General features: G+C 44.2%; 17 protein-coding genes and 1 tRNA gene. 7 read left to right on the plus strand and 11 right to left on the minus strand.

What is annotated here, in order from left to right; all coding sequences use genetic code 11:
* Nucleotides 1-57: 57 nt before the first annotated feature.
* The 3 genes from ABDW02_RS00350 to ABDW02_RS00360 all read left to right on the plus strand — a co-directional run bounded on the left by ABDW02_RS00350 (nucleotide 58) and on the right by ABDW02_RS00360 (nucleotide 4,758).
* The gene (locus tag ABDW02_RS00350; protein WP_343631005.1) at nucleotides 58-2,409 is read left to right on the plus strand and encodes a TonB-dependent receptor plug domain-containing protein; all 2,352 of its coding nucleotides are present in this window, start codon (nucleotides 58-60) and stop codon (nucleotides 2,407-2,409) included.
* 51 nt (nucleotides 2,410-2,460) lie between these two features.
* Entirely contained in the window at nucleotides 2,461-3,696 is a 1,236-nt protein-coding gene (locus ABDW02_RS00355) for a DUF4374 domain-containing protein (RefSeq protein ID WP_343631007.1), read from the plus strand.
* A gap of 210 nt (nucleotides 3,697-3,906) precedes the next feature.
* A complete protein-coding gene (locus tag ABDW02_RS00360; protein WP_343631009.1) occupies nucleotides 3,907-4,758 on the plus strand; it encodes a hypothetical protein in 852 nt (283 codons plus the stop codon).
* A 21-nt stretch (nucleotides 4,759-4,779) separates the two neighbouring features.
* Here the strand turns inward: ABDW02_RS00360 and ABDW02_RS00365 are convergent, their stop codons facing one another.
* Genes ABDW02_RS00365 through ABDW02_RS00380 form a run of 4 tightly spaced genes read right to left on the minus strand, consistent with a single transcriptional unit; the run spans nucleotide 4,780 to nucleotide 8,584 of the window.
* Nucleotides 4,780-5,661, minus strand: coding sequence for an SdiA-regulated domain-containing protein (locus ABDW02_RS00365; protein ID WP_343631011.1), 882 nt, complete (start codon nucleotides 5,659-5,661; stop codon nucleotides 4,780-4,782).
* A 60-nt stretch (nucleotides 5,662-5,721) separates the two neighbouring features.
* Entirely contained in the window at nucleotides 5,722-6,093 is a 372-nt protein-coding gene (locus ABDW02_RS00370) for a hypothetical protein (RefSeq protein ID WP_343631012.1), read from the minus strand.
* Complete coding sequence (locus tag ABDW02_RS00375) at nucleotides 6,093-7,121, minus strand: glycosyltransferase family 2 protein (protein WP_343631014.1); 1,029 nt, start codon at nucleotides 7,119-7,121, stop codon at nucleotides 6,093-6,095. Before ABDW02_RS00375 ends, ABDW02_RS00370 begins: the two co-directional genes overlap by 1 nt.
* Nucleotides 7,122-7,129: 8 nt before the next feature.
* On the minus strand, nucleotides 7,130-8,584 hold the full coding sequence (locus tag ABDW02_RS00380) for a GWxTD domain-containing protein (RefSeq protein ID WP_343631016.1): 1,455 nt from the start codon (nucleotides 8,582-8,584) through the stop codon (nucleotides 7,130-7,132).
* A 176-nt stretch (nucleotides 8,585-8,760) separates the two neighbouring features.
* On the opposite strand from ABDW02_RS00380, the gene ABDW02_RS00385 reads away from it, so the two are divergent.
* Nucleotides 8,761-8,845: transfer RNA gene (locus tag ABDW02_RS00385), tRNA-Ser, on the plus strand.
* A 261-nt stretch (nucleotides 8,846-9,106) separates the two neighbouring features.
* Here the strand turns inward: ABDW02_RS00385 and ABDW02_RS00390 are convergent.
* The 5 genes from ABDW02_RS00390 to ABDW02_RS00410 all read right to left on the minus strand — a co-directional run bounded on the left by ABDW02_RS00390 (nucleotide 9,107) and on the right by ABDW02_RS00410 (nucleotide 13,905).
* On the minus strand, nucleotides 9,107-10,027 hold the full coding sequence (locus tag ABDW02_RS00390; protein ID WP_343631018.1) for a helix-turn-helix domain-containing protein: 921 nt from the start codon (nucleotides 10,025-10,027) through the stop codon (nucleotides 9,107-9,109).
* 12 nt (nucleotides 10,028-10,039) lie between these two features.
* A complete protein-coding gene (locus tag ABDW02_RS00395; protein WP_343631020.1) occupies nucleotides 10,040-10,924 on the minus strand; it encodes an NAD(P)H-binding protein in 885 nt (294 codons plus the stop codon).
* A 97-nt stretch (nucleotides 10,925-11,021) separates the two neighbouring features.
* Nucleotides 11,022-12,059, minus strand: a complete 1,038-nt coding sequence (locus ABDW02_RS00400; RefSeq protein ID WP_343631022.1) for an MBL fold metallo-hydrolase — start codon at nucleotides 12,057-12,059, stop codon at nucleotides 11,022-11,024.
* Nucleotides 12,060-12,130: 71 nt separating this feature from the next.
* Complete coding sequence (locus ABDW02_RS00405) at nucleotides 12,131-12,907, minus strand: DNA-formamidopyrimidine glycosylase family protein (RefSeq protein ID WP_343631024.1); 777 nt, start codon at nucleotides 12,905-12,907, stop codon at nucleotides 12,131-12,133.
* Nucleotides 12,874-13,905 (minus strand): manganese catalase family protein, encoded by a 1,032-nt coding sequence (locus ABDW02_RS00410; protein WP_343631026.1) that lies wholly within the window; start codon nucleotides 13,903-13,905, stop codon nucleotides 12,874-12,876. The genes ABDW02_RS00405 and ABDW02_RS00410 overlap by 34 nt, the downstream gene beginning before the upstream one ends.
* Before the next feature lie 177 nt (nucleotides 13,906-14,082).
* On the opposite strand from ABDW02_RS00410, the gene ABDW02_RS00415 reads away from it, so the two are divergent.
* From ABDW02_RS00415 to ABDW02_RS00425, 3 genes are all read left to right on the plus strand, one after another.
* Nucleotides 14,083-14,442, plus strand: coding sequence for a nuclear transport factor 2 family protein (locus ABDW02_RS00415; RefSeq protein WP_343631028.1), 360 nt, complete (start codon nucleotides 14,083-14,085; stop codon nucleotides 14,440-14,442).
* A gap of 46 nt (nucleotides 14,443-14,488) precedes the next feature.
* A complete protein-coding gene (locus ABDW02_RS00420) occupies nucleotides 14,489-15,022 on the plus strand; it encodes a Crp/Fnr family transcriptional regulator (protein ID WP_343631030.1) in 534 nt (177 codons plus the stop codon).
* An 85-nt stretch (nucleotides 15,023-15,107) separates the two neighbouring features.
* Nucleotides 15,108-15,671, plus strand: a complete 564-nt coding sequence (locus ABDW02_RS00425; RefSeq protein ID WP_343631032.1) for a DinB family protein — start codon at nucleotides 15,108-15,110, stop codon at nucleotides 15,669-15,671.
* A 31-nt stretch (nucleotides 15,672-15,702) separates the two neighbouring features.
* Here the strand turns inward: ABDW02_RS00425 and ABDW02_RS00430 are convergent, their stop codons facing one another.
* On the minus strand, nucleotides 15,703-16,044 hold the full coding sequence (locus ABDW02_RS00430) for a tRNA-binding protein (RefSeq protein ID WP_343631034.1): 342 nt from the start codon (nucleotides 16,042-16,044) through the stop codon (nucleotides 15,703-15,705).
* Nucleotide 16,045: 1 nt separating this feature from the next.
* The gene (locus ABDW02_RS00435) at nucleotides 16,046-16,447 is read right to left on the minus strand and encodes a hypothetical protein (RefSeq protein ID WP_343631036.1); all 402 of its coding nucleotides are present in this window, start codon (nucleotides 16,445-16,447) and stop codon (nucleotides 16,046-16,048) included.
* Nucleotides 16,448-16,536 lie beyond the last annotated feature (89 nt).

Genomic DNA, 16,536 nt, shown 5'->3' on the forward strand with positions numbered 1-16,536 from the left:
TCAAAGGCTGCGTAGTTTTGCAGAAAAATCCAGGCATCTGGATAAAACAAACAGGCTGTGAAAAATACCCTTCTTCTTCTTTTCTTAGTGATTTCCAGTCATTTTTTAATGGCACAGCAAGGCGTAATCGGTGGTAAACTCCTGGATGGCGATCAGGCTGTTCCGTTCATCACAGTAGGATTGGAAGGTACTTCATTTGTGGTTACCACCGATGAGAACGGAGCGTTCCGCATTCCGAATGTTCCGTATGGAAAGTATGTCCTGAAAGCTCACAGTTCGGAGCATGAATCCTTTGAGAAACCGGTAAATCTCGATCAGCCTGAATTGGAACTGGGAGCATTGTCCCTGGCTAAAATTGCGCAAATCGATGAGGTTACCATTCTGGCGAAATCGAAAGTGCAGGAAGTCAAGGAACAACCTTTTGCCGTAGAATCCATCGACATGAAACCTGTTCAGAACCTGAACCTGAATGTGAACCAGGTCTTGAACCAATCAACTGGGGTGCGCATTCGTGAAAGCGGAGGTTTGGGGTCCGATTTTGTTTTTTCACTGAGCGGTTTTACCGGCAACCAGGTGCGTTTTTTCGTAGATGGTTTACCGACAGATGTCATGGGAAGATCGTTCAGTATCAATGCCATTCCGGTGAATAATGTAGAACGGGTGGAAATTTACAAAGGAGTCGTTCCTATCAACCTAGGATCAGACGTATTGGGTGGAGCAGTAAACATTGTAACCAATAACAGCGTCCGGAACTTTTTGGATGTTTCCTACGGATACGGTTCGTTCAACACGCACCAGGCGAGTCTGGTAGGAAGATATACTACCAAAAAGGGATTCCTGGTTAGTGCGAGTGCATTTTACAATTATTCCGATAACGATTTTAAAGTGGATATCAACCTGTTTGACAAGAAAACGGGGAAAATTGATGAAAACACGACCGCTGTCCGCCGCTTCAACGATGCATTCAAATCAGCAACAGGAATGCTGGAATTCGGTGTTGTCAACAAGAAATGGGCAGATCGTCTGATGGTCGGTTTGATCGCGAATACAGCTTACAAGGAAATCCAGCAGGGAGCGAACATGACCATTGTTGCGGGAGAAGTCCACCGGACGGAAACCAGCCTCATCCCGACATTGAAATACGAAAAAAACAACCTGTTCGTCAAAAATCTGAGCCTCAAAGTATCCGGACTTTACAGTACAATTGAGCAACAGACTGTTGATACGAGTTCGCGTATTTACGATTGGGCTGGAAATCATACCGATAAATTGCTTTCAAATACTTCGGGTGAATTGAACTGGTACAAAACCCTTTATACATTTAACGATCAGGCAGCTTTGGCTGTTGCAACGCTGAATTACAAATTGGGGAAATACCACCAGTTTACGCTCAACAACACCTATTCCCGAATGCGAAGAGTGGGGAGTGATCCGCTGAAAGTAGATCCGCTTCCGTTTGAAGATCCGAATATCCTGGAGAAGAACTTTACGGGAATTTCCTATCAGTTGAAATTATTCCGTGACCGCTGGACAACGTCCGTTTTCGGGAAGATGTTCAACATGAATTCCATTTTGTACAAGTCGGACGATGATACCGGGGATATTCGCAGAATGGATAACCGGTTCCAGCTTCCCGGTTATGGAATTGCGACCAGTTTTTTCGTGCTCAATTACCTGCAATTGAAAGCTTCTTATGAAAACACCTATCGTTTACCGGAAGGGTACGAAGTGTTCGGTGACGGATTGCTTCAATTGCCGAATCCGGACCTTCAACCGGAAAAAAGCCAGAATTTCAACGCCGGGTTTCTGTTCGGGAAACGCTTCGGAAAGCATTTGGTAAATGTGGATTTCAATTACATGTACCGCTTGCCTGAAAACCTGATCCGTTCGGTTGCTCTCGGAATTACTTCCCGCTATGAAAACCTGAGCAAGGCAAAAGTGAATTGCCTCGAAGGAGCTGTCAGTTATTCCTGGAATGACCTGTTCCGGATTGAATTCAACGCCACTTACCAGAATATTTTGAATGCATCCCTGAAAGATAACGGGGAGCCGGATGAATTGTACATGGACCGCTTGCCCAATGCTCCCTATTTATTCGGAAATGGTTCATTTACTTTCAATACAAAACAATTCGGTAAGTACAAACAACGGTTTGGGTTTACCTGGACGACCTCTTACATCGAGGAATTTTATTTGAAGTGGCCGAGTCTGGGATCTTTGAGTTCGAAGTTCATCATTCCGCGCCAGGTTGTAAGCAATGCTTCCGTGAGTTTCACCAGTCATGCAGGTCGTTATAACATTTCATTTTCCTGCATGAACCTGTTTGATGCCATGTGCTACGATAATTTCCGGATACAAAAGCCCGGAAGAAGTTTCAACGTCAAACTTCGCTACTACTTGTCAAAATGATAAACGATCTGTGTTGGCAGATTACTAATAATTAAAGCAAAATAAAGTCGAATGAAAACAAAAAGTACACTTGTAATTGCTGTGATTGCCCTGTTGGGAATGACATCAGTTACTGCTTGTAAGAAGAAAAAAACAACGGAGGAAGAAGAAACAACTGTTCCTGCTTCAGGATATGTTTTGGGACTGAAAACAACCAGTGCCGGAGCAGATGCCGAGTATTTGGTAATTTCAACGGATTTGATGTCGGGAACCATTTCTGCTACCGGAAACGGAGTTGAGCAAATGGGATGGATGTATTACCACCGGATCGGGAATAAGTACCTGGCGATGGATTACACGAACAACATCTGCACAGGATACCAAATCGCAAACAGTACGTTGTCTACCGCCGGAAGTTTCGTTTTTGACCGTCTGGATGTTTTGACGAACGACCCAAGCGGAAATGTATTTGCTGTTAGTGCACCATGGGGTGGCGGATCTTATGATTGCAAGTTCCAGACAGTGAACCCGAACTCCATGTCGATTACCAGTACACAAAGCGTGCTTTTGAACGTGATGTACAACGATACCATGGCGCAACTGAACATGTGGCCGACAGGAACTTACATCAATAACGGGAAATTGTATGTGGCTTATTACCCATTGCACGGTGCTTCCTGGGACACGCCAAAAACAGATACGGCTTACGTAAACGTGTACACATATCCGGGATTGAACTACGTGACTACGTTTAAAGATGCACGTACCGGGCCGATCGGGTATTACGGAGGCTCACCGGCCATCATTGAAGATGAGAACGGAAATCACTACACGATTTCCACTTGTTCATTGGCAGCAGGATATACACAAGCTACCAAGCCTTCCGGGATTTTGAGAATCAACTCAGGCCAGCAGCAGTTTGATAACAGCTATTTCTTCAACACCGAAGTATTGGGATACAAGATCCTGACAGGTGTCTATGTGGGGAACGGGAAAATGGTAGCACGGGTTGTTCCGAATTCGGTGGATTCTCAAACCGGTGGAACCTGGGCGGCTTTCGGTATCGATGTCCCGATTCACCAAATCGCTATTTTAGATTTGAACAGCCAAACTTTGCAGATCGTGAATGATGTTCCGGCACACGGCGGACAATATTACACGCCATTCTACATCGAGAACGGAAAAGTATTTATTTCTGTGAATACCGGATCCAACGCTTACATCTACCGCGTAGATCCTTCAAACGGAACAGCACAGCAGGGAGCAACCATCGACGGAAAATCCATTCAGTGCTTCTTTAAATATTAAGGATATACCCTATAACCCGATTACTACCACGAAAAAGACTGTTGCGGATGGCAGCAGTCTTTTTTTTTGATGGCTTCCAGCCGAGTGTTCAGCCACCGGAATATGTTTTCCAACTTTGGTCACCGAGCGGGGTTGAGATACCAAAGTTTTAACTTTTTGTGCCGTTCCATGAAAAAAATTCTTTGTTAAATTTGCACCAAACTTAAACGAATGAAATTTCATGTTCTTCTAATAGCCCTGGCTACGGCCATGCCTATTGCTATGGCCCAAAATCAAAAGGCCGAGATCTGGAAGCCTAACAAAAAAGGATCTTTTTATCTGTATTGGGGATGGAACAGGGACGCCTATACAAAATCAGATATTACTTTTTGGGGAAAATCATACGATTTCAAATTAAACAATGTCATTGCAAATGACCGCCAGTCCCTATACCGCTCCAACCTGTATTTGAATCCGTCAACCATGACGATTCCTCAATACAATCTGAGATTCGGGTATTACTTCAAAGATAAGTACGAAATCTCGATCGGTGCGGATCATATGAAATATGTGATGAAGGCTTTCCAGACTGTGGATATGAACGGGCATATTGAAAATTCGGGAACTCCTTATGATGGAGAATACCACGATCAGCCAATGGTGATGGATACTTCGTTTTTGATGTTTGAGCATACGGACGGATTGAATTACCTGAATGCGGAAATCAGAAGGTCGGATGCTTTATGGAATTTGAAATATTTCAACGTAAGTGCCAACTATGGAGCCGGAGCCGGAGTGCTGGTTCCAAGAACCAATACCACGCTTTTGGGAAATCCGCGACACGATGAGTTTCACCTGGCTGGTTACGGGTTAGGTTTGGTCGGAGGACTGAAATTGAGTTTCTTCAAATACTTCTTCATCCAGGGCGAGGCGAAATACGGATTCATCCACATGCCGGATATCCGCACAACGACAAATCCTGCTGATAAAGCAAAACAGCACTTTTTCTTCATGCAGTACAATGTGGTCTTCGGAGCGCAGTTCCAGATAGCAAACCGGGAGAAAAAGAAAAAGGCAGAATAGGACAGACTTTTATTTTAACCGCTAAGGATGTTTTGATTTGAAAAGCAGGATCTTCGGATCTCCGCTTTGTCCTTCATTCGAAATGTACAAATCTCCGTTTTGCATGATGACAATTCCTTCTGCTTTGTTGAATTTTTGAGGGTCCAGCACTTCCAGGTGAATGATTTCTCCTTCGTGATTGAACACGAACAGGTAATAATCCGAAGCGCTTAATACATAAAGCAACTTGCTTTCCGGATGAATATAAAGCCCGGAAATCTGGAATTTCAATGCCGGTTCTTCTTCGTTCGGATTCTTCTTACTAGGTTTTGTCGGTAATTCGATCTTGTTTCGCGCAGCAAAATCCTTGATGGAGTTAATGTCGTAGCGGTAAAGCGGTTCTTGATCGAGTTTGTTCTTTTTGAGGTCGAAAGCGTAAACCGTGCGCAGGTTCTTGAATTCCGCGCCTTTTGCAACTTTGCTTTTTGAGCCGATGAGCAAGCGGTTGTTTTTCGCATCAAAACACAAACCTTCATTGTCTTTGTTGGGAATTCCGGTTGCAATGGAATCCAGCGACCATTTTTCAGATTGGAAGTTGTGAATGTGGAACAAAGTAGCATCGCTTCGCAATACAAACAGGTCTTTTCCAACGGCAGCTATTCCTTCGTAATCACCCGGCCCTGCAAAATGAATCCGGTGCTTAATGGTTTGATTTTTCAGGTCGTAAATGAAAACCGTACCTGCCTCGTCCTGGACACATCCCAGCGTTTTAGCATCAATACTCGTGATTCCCGAAACTTCCCGCAATTCAGCAGGTAAAATGATGCTTTGATCTTCTTGTTTCAGGTTGTAGGGAATTCCCTGCTGGCCAAAGGAAGCGAAGCCGATTGTATGAAAAAATACAAAGAGGAGTTTGTTGCTCATGGCATAAATGTAGTAAAGGCGTCGGAAAAGAGCTTTTGCTTTTAGGAGGAATTAACGTTTTTAAGACCCGGAAGTCATGTCGTGGAACAGTTTTGCGTGACGGATTATTTCCAGTAATTCGGGCTTTTTAAGCAGTGCCTTGCTCATTTCCACATAACGCGTTTTCTTCCCGTCTCCTTCCAGTAGTTTGTGCTTTTTGGAAAGTTCCGCACCTTTGCTGAAAGATAATTTCACTCCTTTTTGGGATGGAAACAAGACGCAAATCATTCCTTTGTATCCCGGTCCATAGCTGAAAGCCAGCATCTTTGCTGGAATATCGAGTTCTTGTTGACTGTTCGGAAGTTCTTTTTCCAGTAAAAACTGCGTTTCCAGGAATAATTCCCTGACTGCCGGAGGATATCCACCCAAGAAGATTGCGAGAGAAGAACTCATTACAGATCAAATTTTCGTTGGTTCAAATCTTTGAATTTAGTCACTTTTTGGATGTAAAGCGCCCAAAGAATACTGCCTTTGTAAAAAGTAATGTGCGATCCGGTGTCGAGTTTTTTCCACTTCCTGCGTTCTTTCATGGAAGAGGGAAGGTGTTTGTAGAACGACATATGCGCCCTGAAAACTGCCCAAAAGTGCGGGAATTGGCCTCTTAACAGGAAAATGAAAGCCGCCAGTCCGTCGAAACACAATCTCCGGAACAAGACATAAGTCAGCGCAATCCGTTGATTTTTATGGATCATCAAAAGACTGTTCCGGAAGTTCAGGAAAGTCTTTTTCGGGTTCATGTAATTGAGGGTTCCTCCGCCGACATGGTACACGACACTTTGCGGATTTACCTCAAAATGAAGTCCCATGCGCTGGATGCGCCAGCAAAGGTCAATTTCTTCCATGTGGGCAAAGAAACGTTCATCCAATCCGCCTGCTTCCCAGTAAGTTTTCGCGCGTATCATCAGACAAGCCCCGGTTGCCCAGAATATCCTGGAAGGATAATCGTATTGGCCTTCGTCCGTTTCAACATGATCCATAATGCGGCCGCGGCAAAAAGGATAATGGTATTTATCCAGAAAACCTCCCGAAGCTCCTGCATGCTCAAAAGTATCGCGATTCCTGAAAGCATGAACTTTGGGCTGGCAACCCGCAACCTGCTCGTCTTTCATCGTTTCCACCAAAGGCAAAAGCCAGTTCTCACTGACTTCCACATCGCTGTTGAGCAATACATAATAATCTGCCCGGATTTGCTTCAGCGCATCGTTGTATCCTTTGGCAAATCCACCATTGGATGCATTGACCACAATTTCCATTTCGGGAAAGTGCTCACGGGTCCATGAAACGGAATTATCGGTCGAGGCATTATCTGCAAGCACCACCCGAAAAGGTTTCGAATGCGCAATGACCTCGGGTAAAAATTGTTTTAAGAAGTGTAGGCCGTTCCAGTTCAGGATGACAACGGCAATGTCAGGATTTTGCACAAATACGTTTAATCTTGTTTGTAATAATAGCCGCTGTTTGTGCCGTATTGATTGTTCCCGCTATTGCTGTCCACATTGGTGCTTCCTGCATTACGTTTCACAAGCATTTCCTGCCATTTGTAGTTTTGTTGTTCCCCGACCATATCCGAATGCAATAAACGGTATGCGTTGTTTACCAAATCCGGGTTGTAGAATACAAAGCGCTTGTTACTGAATGTTTTGATCTTGTAGTAATGCCAGATCTCGTAAGGGTATTCAGCAGGTGATGTTTCACGAACAATGATCGTATTCGGCTGGCCGTATTGCAGGTAAACCCTTCCACGGTCCGTTTCAAAACCATCCTGGAAATTGTTCCCGTAGTTCTTTTCTACCAACTGTACGTTTTTCTTGTAAGTCAGCCATTTGTTGTAAGCTTCCGCTCCGGCAGTTTGTACCCAGAATTGCTGAATGTGCTTGCGGCAAAGATCCGGGCTTTTTGCTTTCAGGGTTTTCATGATGGATTTCACTTCAGCCGGTCTTGCAATCGGGATTAAACTTGCCAGGTAATAGTTCAGGGAATCATCCGTTATGGAAGTCTGGAAATTCGGGTCCAGAATGATCTCTTCCACATTTTCAGCCAATTCGATATCATTGATACGCTCGAAGAAATAATCTGCTGCCTTACCGATGGTTTTGCTGTTACGGTCAATCACTTCCAGAGTCAAATGATAAGAACCCGAAGGCAATTTCGAGATGTCGATGTTTCTGAGAATCGGAACTACCGGACTTGGCTTTAGTTTCGTAAAGCGCGAAAAACCGGGCATGATCTGGTTGGTTTGCGTGGACACGATTTGCTGTCTCAAACCAAAACTGCTGTCCTGGATCTGGTTTGTATTGTAAACCTCCACATAATAAGGAATGTTGGACATCGTCTGACTGTAGAAGTTGGAAATTCTCGGGATGATTTCATAACCGCTTTTTTGGAAAGGAGATTCCATATTGTTGCTTGGTGAAGCAACTTCGGCAATTAAGATATCGGAAGTAGAAACTGTTGTGTACGTATCCGGAATGGAAACTTCCACTTGTCCGTCAAGAGTTTTGTCTTTTCCGTTCAGATCCTGCAAACTCACATGTGCGATGTAATTTCCGGGCTGTAAAGGAATACGGATGTTGTCGAAGAAATCTTCCACGATGGAATCACGCATTCTAGGACTTTCCAGAGCAAAAGCGTTGGTGTAAACCGTATCTCCGGCCGGTTCGCTGGTAACAACCGTAGACACGGCAATTTTTGCCTGAAGAACTGAATCTACCGGGGCAAATTTAATGGTATATGCTACAAACTGGAATTGCAGATCAATATAAGGTCCTTGTTCAGGCGAATAATAACTTTTATAATCGATGAAAGCTTTCATCTGGTTCTTCTGTCCAAAAGCATTTGAAACCAGAAGCAGTAAAGTTAAAATCACCAAAAATGGCTTTTTCATAATTCAAAAATAGGTATCGTAAAGTTAATGAATTTGGAGGGATTAACTGAAAAGGATTGCTTAGAAAAGAAAAATCATTGATTAAACGGTACTGATTCTCAGATAACAAGTAAATAACTTTTGTTTTTTTTTCACTTAACACTTGCCAAAAAGGAAAATAGCACTACTTTTGTCGCGGAGAGTTGGCAGAGTGGTCGATTGCGGCGGTCTTGAAAACCGTTGTACCGAGAGGTACCGGGGGTTCGAATCCCTCACTCTCCGCACGACATTGAGCCCATTTCAGCATTGCTGAGATGGGTTTTTTCGTTTGGTACATTCAGTAAGTTTACTTAACTGAATGGAGTTGCGAAAAAAAGATTTCTCGAAGAGAAATGGGGTCTTGTCGTAAGCTACCCCCAACCGGGATCTGTAATCCCTCACTCTCCGCACGACATTGAGCCCATTTCAGCATTGCTGAGATGGGTTTTTTTCGTTTGGGACATTCAATCTGTTGGGACACGATGTTTCGCATCCCAACTGTCTTTAAGAATGAAACGTCCGGCGGAAATCCTGCGGCGAAAGATCTGTTTTTTGTTTGAAGAATTTGCTGAATGACTGCGGGTGTTCAAATCCCATGGCGTAGGCAATTTCACTGACCGACAAAGCCGTGGTGGATAATTTTTCCTTGGCCTTTTCAACCAGTTTTTCATGGATATGCTGCTGGGTACTTTGCCCGGTAAGAGCCTTGAGCAAACCGCTCAGGTAATTGGGCGAAATGTTCAGTTTTTCAGCAATATAGGCTACCGTTGGCAAACCTTTAGAACTTAGATCATCACTGTTGAAATAGTCTGAAAGCAATTGCTCCAGCTGATCCAGGATTTGGTGATTACTGGCTTTCCGGGTAAGGAATTGCCGGTGATAAAAACGATCCGTATAGGTCAACAGCAGTTCTATTTGGGCAATGATTACTTCCTGGCTAAAACTGTCTACATTGGAACGGCATTCCTGGTCGATCTGTTGCATGATACCGATCAGCGTTTCTTCTTCTTTGGGCGAAAGGAATAAGGCTTCGTTTACCGAATAATCGAAAAATCCGTACTTTTTGATGGTTTTGGCCAAAGGAGTATTCCATAACAAATCAGGGTGGAATACCAGGTTCCACCCTTTATTTTCTACTTTGTGTGTTTGGTCGTATTCAATCTTCAATACTTGTCCCGGCGACATGCAAAACAGGACTCCCTCGTCAAAATCGTACTCCTGCTGCCCGTATTTTATTTTCACATTGAAATTCCGTTTAACGGCAATGGAATAAAAGTCCATGATCCTGCTCGCTGGCTCAGTGTATTCGCGTTTGCTGTCTTCAAATCTTGCCACGCTTACCAATGGATGATCGGGTTTGGGCAATTGCATGAACTGGTGATATTCACTGATCGTCTTAATGCGTATGGGCTGCTGATTCGGCATAAGGAAAGATACTTAATTCTGCTGATATGTAGCTGCAAATTCCCGGATGAATTCCGGTAATTTCACCTTTCCGGTTGCATGTTCGTTCTTTTCGTAATCGCTGTTGAGCAAGCCGCTGTGGATTCCCGCTCCCAATTCAACCAGCATGTCCACGGTGCTTTCAGGCATTCCATGTTCCAGCAGGGTGTTTTTTACCTGTTCATCCGTAAAAGTAAGCCACTGCAGGTCCGGTTTGCCAATAGCTTCTCCGATGAGTTTTGCTACTTCGTTGCAGGTGCGTTCATCGCTGACAACATACCGGATTTTATGAGTGGAATCCAGGTTGGTGAGTTCTTCGGAAACTGCAGTTGCAATGTCAAGCGGTGAAACCAGTACCAATTTATCCTCCCCGCCATAATTGCTGCCAATGATGCCCTGCGTCTTGATCATTCCCATAAAATTGTTCAGGTTGTAGAACAGGTAACCGGCGCGCAGAAAGGTAGTATTCACTCCTTCGAGCTCGCTCAGGATATTTTCCCCGAAATGAGAGCCAAGAATAATTCCCGAGCCTTTTTCCAAATCAGCGCCATAACTGCTGAGGTATACGAAACGTTTGATACCTGCGCCTTCTATAGCTTCAGCATAAGCATTTGTGACGTCTTTGTAGTATTCCATCATATCGGCTGCACCGTAGTTGGGAGGTGTCATTCCATAAACTGCATCCGCGCCGGTGAAAACTTTTTCCAAAAATGCGGCATCCAATACCGATCCGATTGCCGCTTTTGCTCCCAGGGCTTCGATTTCGGCGATCATTGCGTTTTTGCTACTGATAACCGTTACATCATGGCCTTTTGCGATCAGTTCAACAGCAAGCGGTTTGCTGATGTTTCCCAATGATCCTGTTACTATAATTTTCATATACTTGATTTTAATAGTACAAAGGTATCGGGAGGAAATCAGGACTTATTAGCCGGATCTACTGTTGTCGTAGCCAAAAAAAATTGGTCTTCCGGTGCTACTGTTTGGTGTATTTCCCGTTTGAATCCACGAGCATGACAATAGTTCCTGTCCAGCAGGTGCAGTAAACTTCTTTTTTCAGGTCGATGATTGCCGGAGCTACTTCCTGGCTGGGGTATGCGTGCACTTTGATCGGTTGATTCCGGTTTGCTAAAGAAGCTTGTGTATTCAGTAATTCCAGGGTCGATTTTCTCGGATGTCCATGATCCCAGGCTGAACCGCCGTTCCGGTTGGTGCTGTCTCCGGCACTGATCAGGGCAATTTTGGGCGTCATGATCTCCAACAATTCTTTCGTTGTACCGTTTTCAGCTCCGTGATGCCCCACGTGGTAGAAATCCACATCAAATAATGAGAGGTTGTTGTGGTATTTCGCTGTCAGGTATTCGATGCCCTCGTGTTCCAGGTCTCCGGTAAACAACATGGATGTTTTTCCATAAACCAGTTTGGAAACGATGGAGTTGTTATTCGGGTTCGAAAAGTTGGAAGGAGGGAAGGTATGACCATTTACGGTGTGCTTGACTTTTACAGAAATTTCACCGGAATAAAGTGTCAGTTTTGGGATGGTGGTACCGGCGGTGACTAAGTTTTTAAGGTCGACCTCATAGCCTTTGAGCATCAAGCTATCCATGAATCGATAATCCATGAATTCCAGCTGGATCTTTTCGTTTTTTGCAGCTTTCTTCAGTTCTTTGGTAAGCTTGAATTTGGAAGTGATGATCCGTTTGATGGTGTAATTCTTTGACAGATCAGTGATCAGGCTGATGTGGTCGTAATGGTTGTGAGTAATGATGAGCACATCAATGGTTTTCTTCAGATCGGTTCTTCTTTGGTAAAATGTTGTGAGGTAATTGCCCAGGGAAGTGCGGCTTGATTTGATGTTATGCAATTCTCCACCGGCATCAATCATCACGGTTCCTTTGCTGAATTCGAGTAAAGTAGCATCAGCCTGCCCGACGTTGATAAAATGTGCTTTGAAATCATCAGCTTTTACGGAAAAACTGAAAACCACCAGGATAGTGAATAGTATGTGTTTCATGTTGCAGGTTTTAAACCGGCAAAATAGTCATTTGTCCGCGAATAAAACCAGGGAGATCAAAATAACTGCTTTCAGGCATATAAAACCTGGCAATTGGTACAGAAGAAACTGCGACGTTTTTTAATACCCAGGTGTTGTTTTTTTTCAATGGGCAGATTGCAGCGTAAACACCAGGTTTTGGTATGAGCCAGCCAATGTTTTTTTAGTTCGAATTGCTTTTTCCACTCCAGGAACTGGAAGCTGTAAATGCGTGCTTCTTTGATCATCTCATCCAGCTTTTTGGCCGGCAGTTTTCCGACACGTGATTCGGGATGGACTTTAATCCGGTACAGGACTTCGTTCTTAATGATATTACCCACTCCTGCGAAAATATCCTGTTCCAAAAGCGCGTCACAAACCAGCATTTCCGGGTGTTCTTTGAGTTTGGCTTTTGCTTTTCCCGGATTCCAGGCGTCATTCATCACATCCACGCTCCAATCGTAGTGAGCATCCAGATCGCCTTCCAGGAATTTGACCGAACAGGAATAGAAATTCAATTCGCCGTTCTCGAAAGTAAAAGCCAGGCGTGGATTTGCATCCGGTTTTTCTTCATCAATGCGGTAACTGCCAAACAGCAGGAAATGAATACGCAGGGTGAAACCGGTAAAACAAATCAGGAAATGTTTCCCCCAACTTTGTATTGCTATCACTTTCTGACCTTCAAGACGTTCCTGGTCAATTTTACTGTTTCCGCTAACGGTCAGGATTTTCTTTCCCGTAAATTTCCAGGCTTCTTCTTTCAGAATAACTATGGACGGACCTTCTGGCATGGCTGTTAGAATAAAACGATGCGCCCCGAAAAGACGCATCGTTGCGTTTTTACTATCCTATTTTTTTGACTGGATTTCTTTTCTTTCGGGCTCTGTACAGGATCATCAGACCAATCGAGTACCCCTTCCGCCGATGGCTGGGCAGCTTTGTTCGCTTCTTCTCTGCGCTCGGCACTCAAAGCTTTATTGGCTTTTTGAACCGATTTTTCGGTACGGTCCGTTCCTATGATTTCTTCGTTCAGCAAACCATCGGTTTCTCTTACATGCTGCACGGGATCTTCAACAACCTGCCATTGTTCTTTCATTTCCGGGCTTAAGCCTTCATTCCATGGGCCTGAGAAATTATTTCCGTCGGACATATTGAAATACTTGTTGCTGAATTTCGGGTCACTTTGCAGGATGCCCGGAGGAAAGTTCGGCTGAATGCTGTCCAGTGCTGCCTCGAACATTTGCAAGTGAGCCACTTCCCGGGTCATCAGGAAACGCAGGGTTTCTTTCACATACGGATCGTCGGTAAATTTCATCAGGTTTTCATAAACGAGTTTGGCTGTTGCTTCCGCGGCGATGTTCTCCCTCATATCCACTGTCGGATCACCCATTCCCATAATGTAGGTCGCCGACCAGGGATTTCCGTTGCTGTCCGTTAATGCCGGTGTTCCTCCGCTTACCAGGAAGAAATGCGGATCCACCAAAGCATCGTGGATGTAAGTTTCCTTAGCCGCTGTTCCGTCCAGCATCTTGTTGAGATCGGATTCATCTGCGGCATTTTTCAGTTCACCGTTCACACCCGTTAGCAGCATCTGGATTGTAGCACCTACAATTTCCAAATGACTGAACTCTTCGGTAGCAATATCCATGAGCATATCGTACTTGTCCGGATACGGTTTTTTGCATCCGAAAGCCTGCACGAAATATTGCATCGCGGCTTTTAATTCACCGTTCGGCCCTCCGAATTGTTCCAGTAGCAAACGCGCAAAACGCGGATCAGGCTTGGAAACCCTGGCCTTAAATTGAAGCTCTTTTACATGATAGAACATACTCTTTTTTTTTTGTTTGACAATTCAATTACTTTCCGGAAAGGCTAATGATCCTACTCAAATGTCAGGACTTCAGGCATGGTTTCTATTGTATGATCGCATTGAAAAGTTGCAGGATTTACAGGTTTGTGCGGACTCATTGAGTCTTTTCGTATTTTTAATTCAAAAGCATCCAAAATGACACCGAAAGAAGTTTTAGAGAAATGGCTTCAGTATTTCAATGAGGCGGATAGTGAGAATATTGCGGAATTGTACGCGGAAAATGCGGTGAATCACCAGGTGGCGAACGAACCGGTTATTGGTAAGGAAGCGATTAAAGACATGTTCAAACGCGAGTTTGGCAGTGCTGAAATGGTGTGCATCCCGGAGAATATTTTTGTGGACGGCGAATGGGCAATCCTGGAATGGAAAGATCCGAAGGAAATGCGCGGTTGCGGGTTCTTTCACATCCAGGACGGTAAAATTGTATTCCAGCGCGGATATTGGGACAAACTTTCCTTTCACCGGTTGTACGATATTCCTTTAAGTATTCATTAAGTCCACACTTTTCCTATCTTTAAAAGATTCGAGAAAAAGTGAGTGAATGAAGACTTCAGATTTGATCGCGTTGATTGAAGAAAACCAATTGGTGGAAAAAACGGTTGCGATCGAACGCAATGAATTCCTGAAAACGGAAGGAAGTACCGATACCAATATTTATTTCGTGGAAGAGGGTAGTTTGCGCGTGTATGTGATGGATGAAGACGAAGAACGCACCATCCGGTTCGGGTATCAGAACAATATCCTGGTTTCACTGGATTCGTTCCTGACTGAAAAGCCCTCGGGATTCGTGATCCAGGCATTGAAAAAAACACGGGTGAAAGTCATTCCTAAAAAACCGTTCATGGAATTCATTTACCGGGATGAACATACGCTGCGATTGTGGGCGAAAATTCTGGAAGACCTGGTGATTCAGCAAATTGAGCGGGAAAAAGACTTATTGACCGCATCTCCGAAAGAACGCTATGAACGAGTATTGAAACGAAGTCCGATCCTGTTCCAGGAAATTTCAAACCGGCATATTGCAAATTATTTGAGAATGACCCCCGAAACACTTTCACGTTTGAAAAAGTCTTGATTTCAATCAATGTTTTTTGGAAGCTGAAGCCTGACCTTTGTCAAAAATCACCAACGATAAATGTTGGTGTCTAAAGAAAGAAACGATGAAAGTACAGACGGAAGTATTGGTGACCGACCTTCTAAACAGAACGAACCAATTGATCAGGGAAGCAGAAGAGCTTAAAACAAAACCGGAAGAAGCGCTGAATTACAAAGAACACGCTGAAAGCTGGAGCGTATTGGAATGCCTGGAACACCTGAATTTATACGGCCGTTTTTACCTTCCTGAAATAAAGAAACGGATTACTGCTTCATCTTCTGCCTCCGAGCCTGTTTTCAAAAGCGGCTGGCTGGGAAACTATTTTGCCAACAGCATGCTTCCGAAGGAGAAACTGAACAAGATGAAAACCTTCAAAAACATGAATCCGTTAAACAGCAAACTGGATAAAAAAGTGATCGATGAATTTATCATTCAGCAACGGGAAATGCTGCAGTTACTGGAGGCTTCGCGGAAAGTCAGCCTGAACAAAACCCGGACAGCGATCAGTATTTCGAAGCTGATCAAATTGAAATTGGGAGATACGTTCCGTTTTGTGATCTACCACAATCAACGGCATATGGTGCAGGCACTTCGACTACGCTCAGTGACCTTGCTCCAAAACCAATAAGCGGTGGCTGAGTCGCGAAGTTTCGGAAAAGTCACCCGATTCGCGTTCCGTTTTTCACAGGTCGTTCCGGTTGCAGCAAAGTCACTTCCTTGTTTTCCCCGATTCCGCCCAGTACGAGGCATTCGCTCATCATGTTGGCAATTTGTTTGGGCGGGAAATTAATCACGGCAACCACTTGTTTCCCGATTAGTTCTTCCGGGGTATACAATGCAGTGACTTGTGCGGAAGTTTTCCGCAGGCCGAATTCCCCGAAATCGATCGTGATCTTGTATGCGGGATTGCGTACTTCCGCGAATATTTCTGCTGAAACGACCGTTCCGACGCGCATTTCCACGTGCATAAATTCGTCCCAGGTGAGGGTGTTGTTGTTCATTTCAATTAATTCTTACAAATCGGGACCTGCTCGTTCCTAAGTACGTGTGCCCGATAATAAACAGGTTTCCGTATGCCTTGTACTGTGTTTCACTGCAATTGGTTACAGTGATTACTCCGTTTGCATAGGTTCCTGAGGTTGGATTTCCTATTGAAGTTTCGTCATAGCACAAATCTCCGTTGCTGGTAATGGTTCCGTCGGCTTTGACGGTAATTGTTTTTTCACTGGTAACATCCGTAAAGGACGCTTCTCCTGAACCGGTTACGTCGGTGCCATATGCTATTCCGGTTAATTTGTAAGTACCGTGAAGGATTCCGCTGTTGGGTTTCGGTTGTTGGTCTTTTTTACAGCTGGAAAGAATTCCGATTGCAAGAAGATGCAGGAGTAAAAATATTCTTTTCATAGCAATCATGTGTTGGGCGAATGGTTCGAATATAGGATGTTCAGGACTGCCTCACAAATTCTCCGGAAATAAATCGTGTTGTTTTGTCT

The sequence above is a fragment of the Fluviicola sp. genome (assembly GCF_039596395.1).
In the GTDB taxonomy this organism is placed as follows: Bacteria; Bacteroidota; Bacteroidia; order Flavobacteriales_D; family Crocinitomicaceae; genus Fluviicola.

What these genes read in the sequence shown, in the direction of transcription:
- ABDW02_RS00355 (WP_343631007.1), top strand. Translation starts at nt 2,461, where the DNA reads ATGAAAACAAAAAGTACACTTGTAATTGCTGTGATTGCCCTGTTGGGA.
- ABDW02_RS00360 (WP_343631009.1), top strand. Translation starts at nt 3,907, where the DNA reads ATGAAATTTCATGTTCTTCTAATAGCCCTGGCTACGGCCATGCCTATT.
- ABDW02_RS00365 (WP_343631011.1), bottom strand. Translation starts at nt 5,661, where the DNA reads ATGAGCAACAAACTCCTCTTTGTATTTTTTCATACAATCGGCTTCGCT.
- ABDW02_RS00370 (WP_343631012.1), bottom strand. Translation starts at nt 6,093, where the DNA reads ATGAGTTCTTCTCTCGCAATCTTCTTGGGTGGATATCCTCCGGCAGTC.
- ABDW02_RS00380 (WP_343631016.1), bottom strand. Translation starts at nt 8,584, where the DNA reads ATGAAAAAGCCATTTTTGGTGATTTTAACTTTACTGCTTCTGGTTTCA.
- ABDW02_RS00390 (WP_343631018.1), bottom strand. Translation starts at nt 10,027, where the DNA reads ATGCCGAATCAGCAGCCCATACGCATTAAGACGATCAGTGAATATCAC.
- ABDW02_RS00395 (WP_343631020.1), bottom strand. Translation starts at nt 10,924, where the DNA reads ATGAAAATTATAGTAACAGGATCATTGGGAAACATCAGCAAACCGCTT.
- ABDW02_RS00400 (WP_343631022.1), bottom strand. Translation starts at nt 12,059, where the DNA reads ATGAAACACATACTATTCACTATCCTGGTGGTTTTCAGTTTTTCCGTA.
- ABDW02_RS00405 (WP_343631024.1), bottom strand. Translation starts at nt 12,907, where the DNA reads ATGCGTCTTTTCGGGGCGCATCGTTTTATTCTAACAGCCATGCCAGAA.
- ABDW02_RS00410 (WP_343631026.1), bottom strand. Translation starts at nt 13,905, where the DNA reads ATGTTCTATCATGTAAAAGAGCTTCAATTTAAGGCCAGGGTTTCCAAG.
- ABDW02_RS00415 (WP_343631028.1), top strand. Translation starts at nt 14,083, where the DNA reads ATGACACCGAAAGAAGTTTTAGAGAAATGGCTTCAGTATTTCAATGAG.
- ABDW02_RS00420 (WP_343631030.1), top strand. Translation starts at nt 14,489, where the DNA reads ATGAAGACTTCAGATTTGATCGCGTTGATTGAAGAAAACCAATTGGTG.
- ABDW02_RS00425 (WP_343631032.1), top strand. Translation starts at nt 15,108, where the DNA reads ATGAAAGTACAGACGGAAGTATTGGTGACCGACCTTCTAAACAGAACG.
- ABDW02_RS00430 (WP_343631034.1), bottom strand. Translation starts at nt 16,044, where the DNA reads ATGAACAACAACACCCTCACCTGGGACGAATTTATGCACGTGGAAATG.
- ABDW02_RS00435 (WP_343631036.1), bottom strand. Translation starts at nt 16,447, where the DNA reads ATGAAAAGAATATTTTTACTCCTGCATCTTCTTGCAATCGGAATTCTT.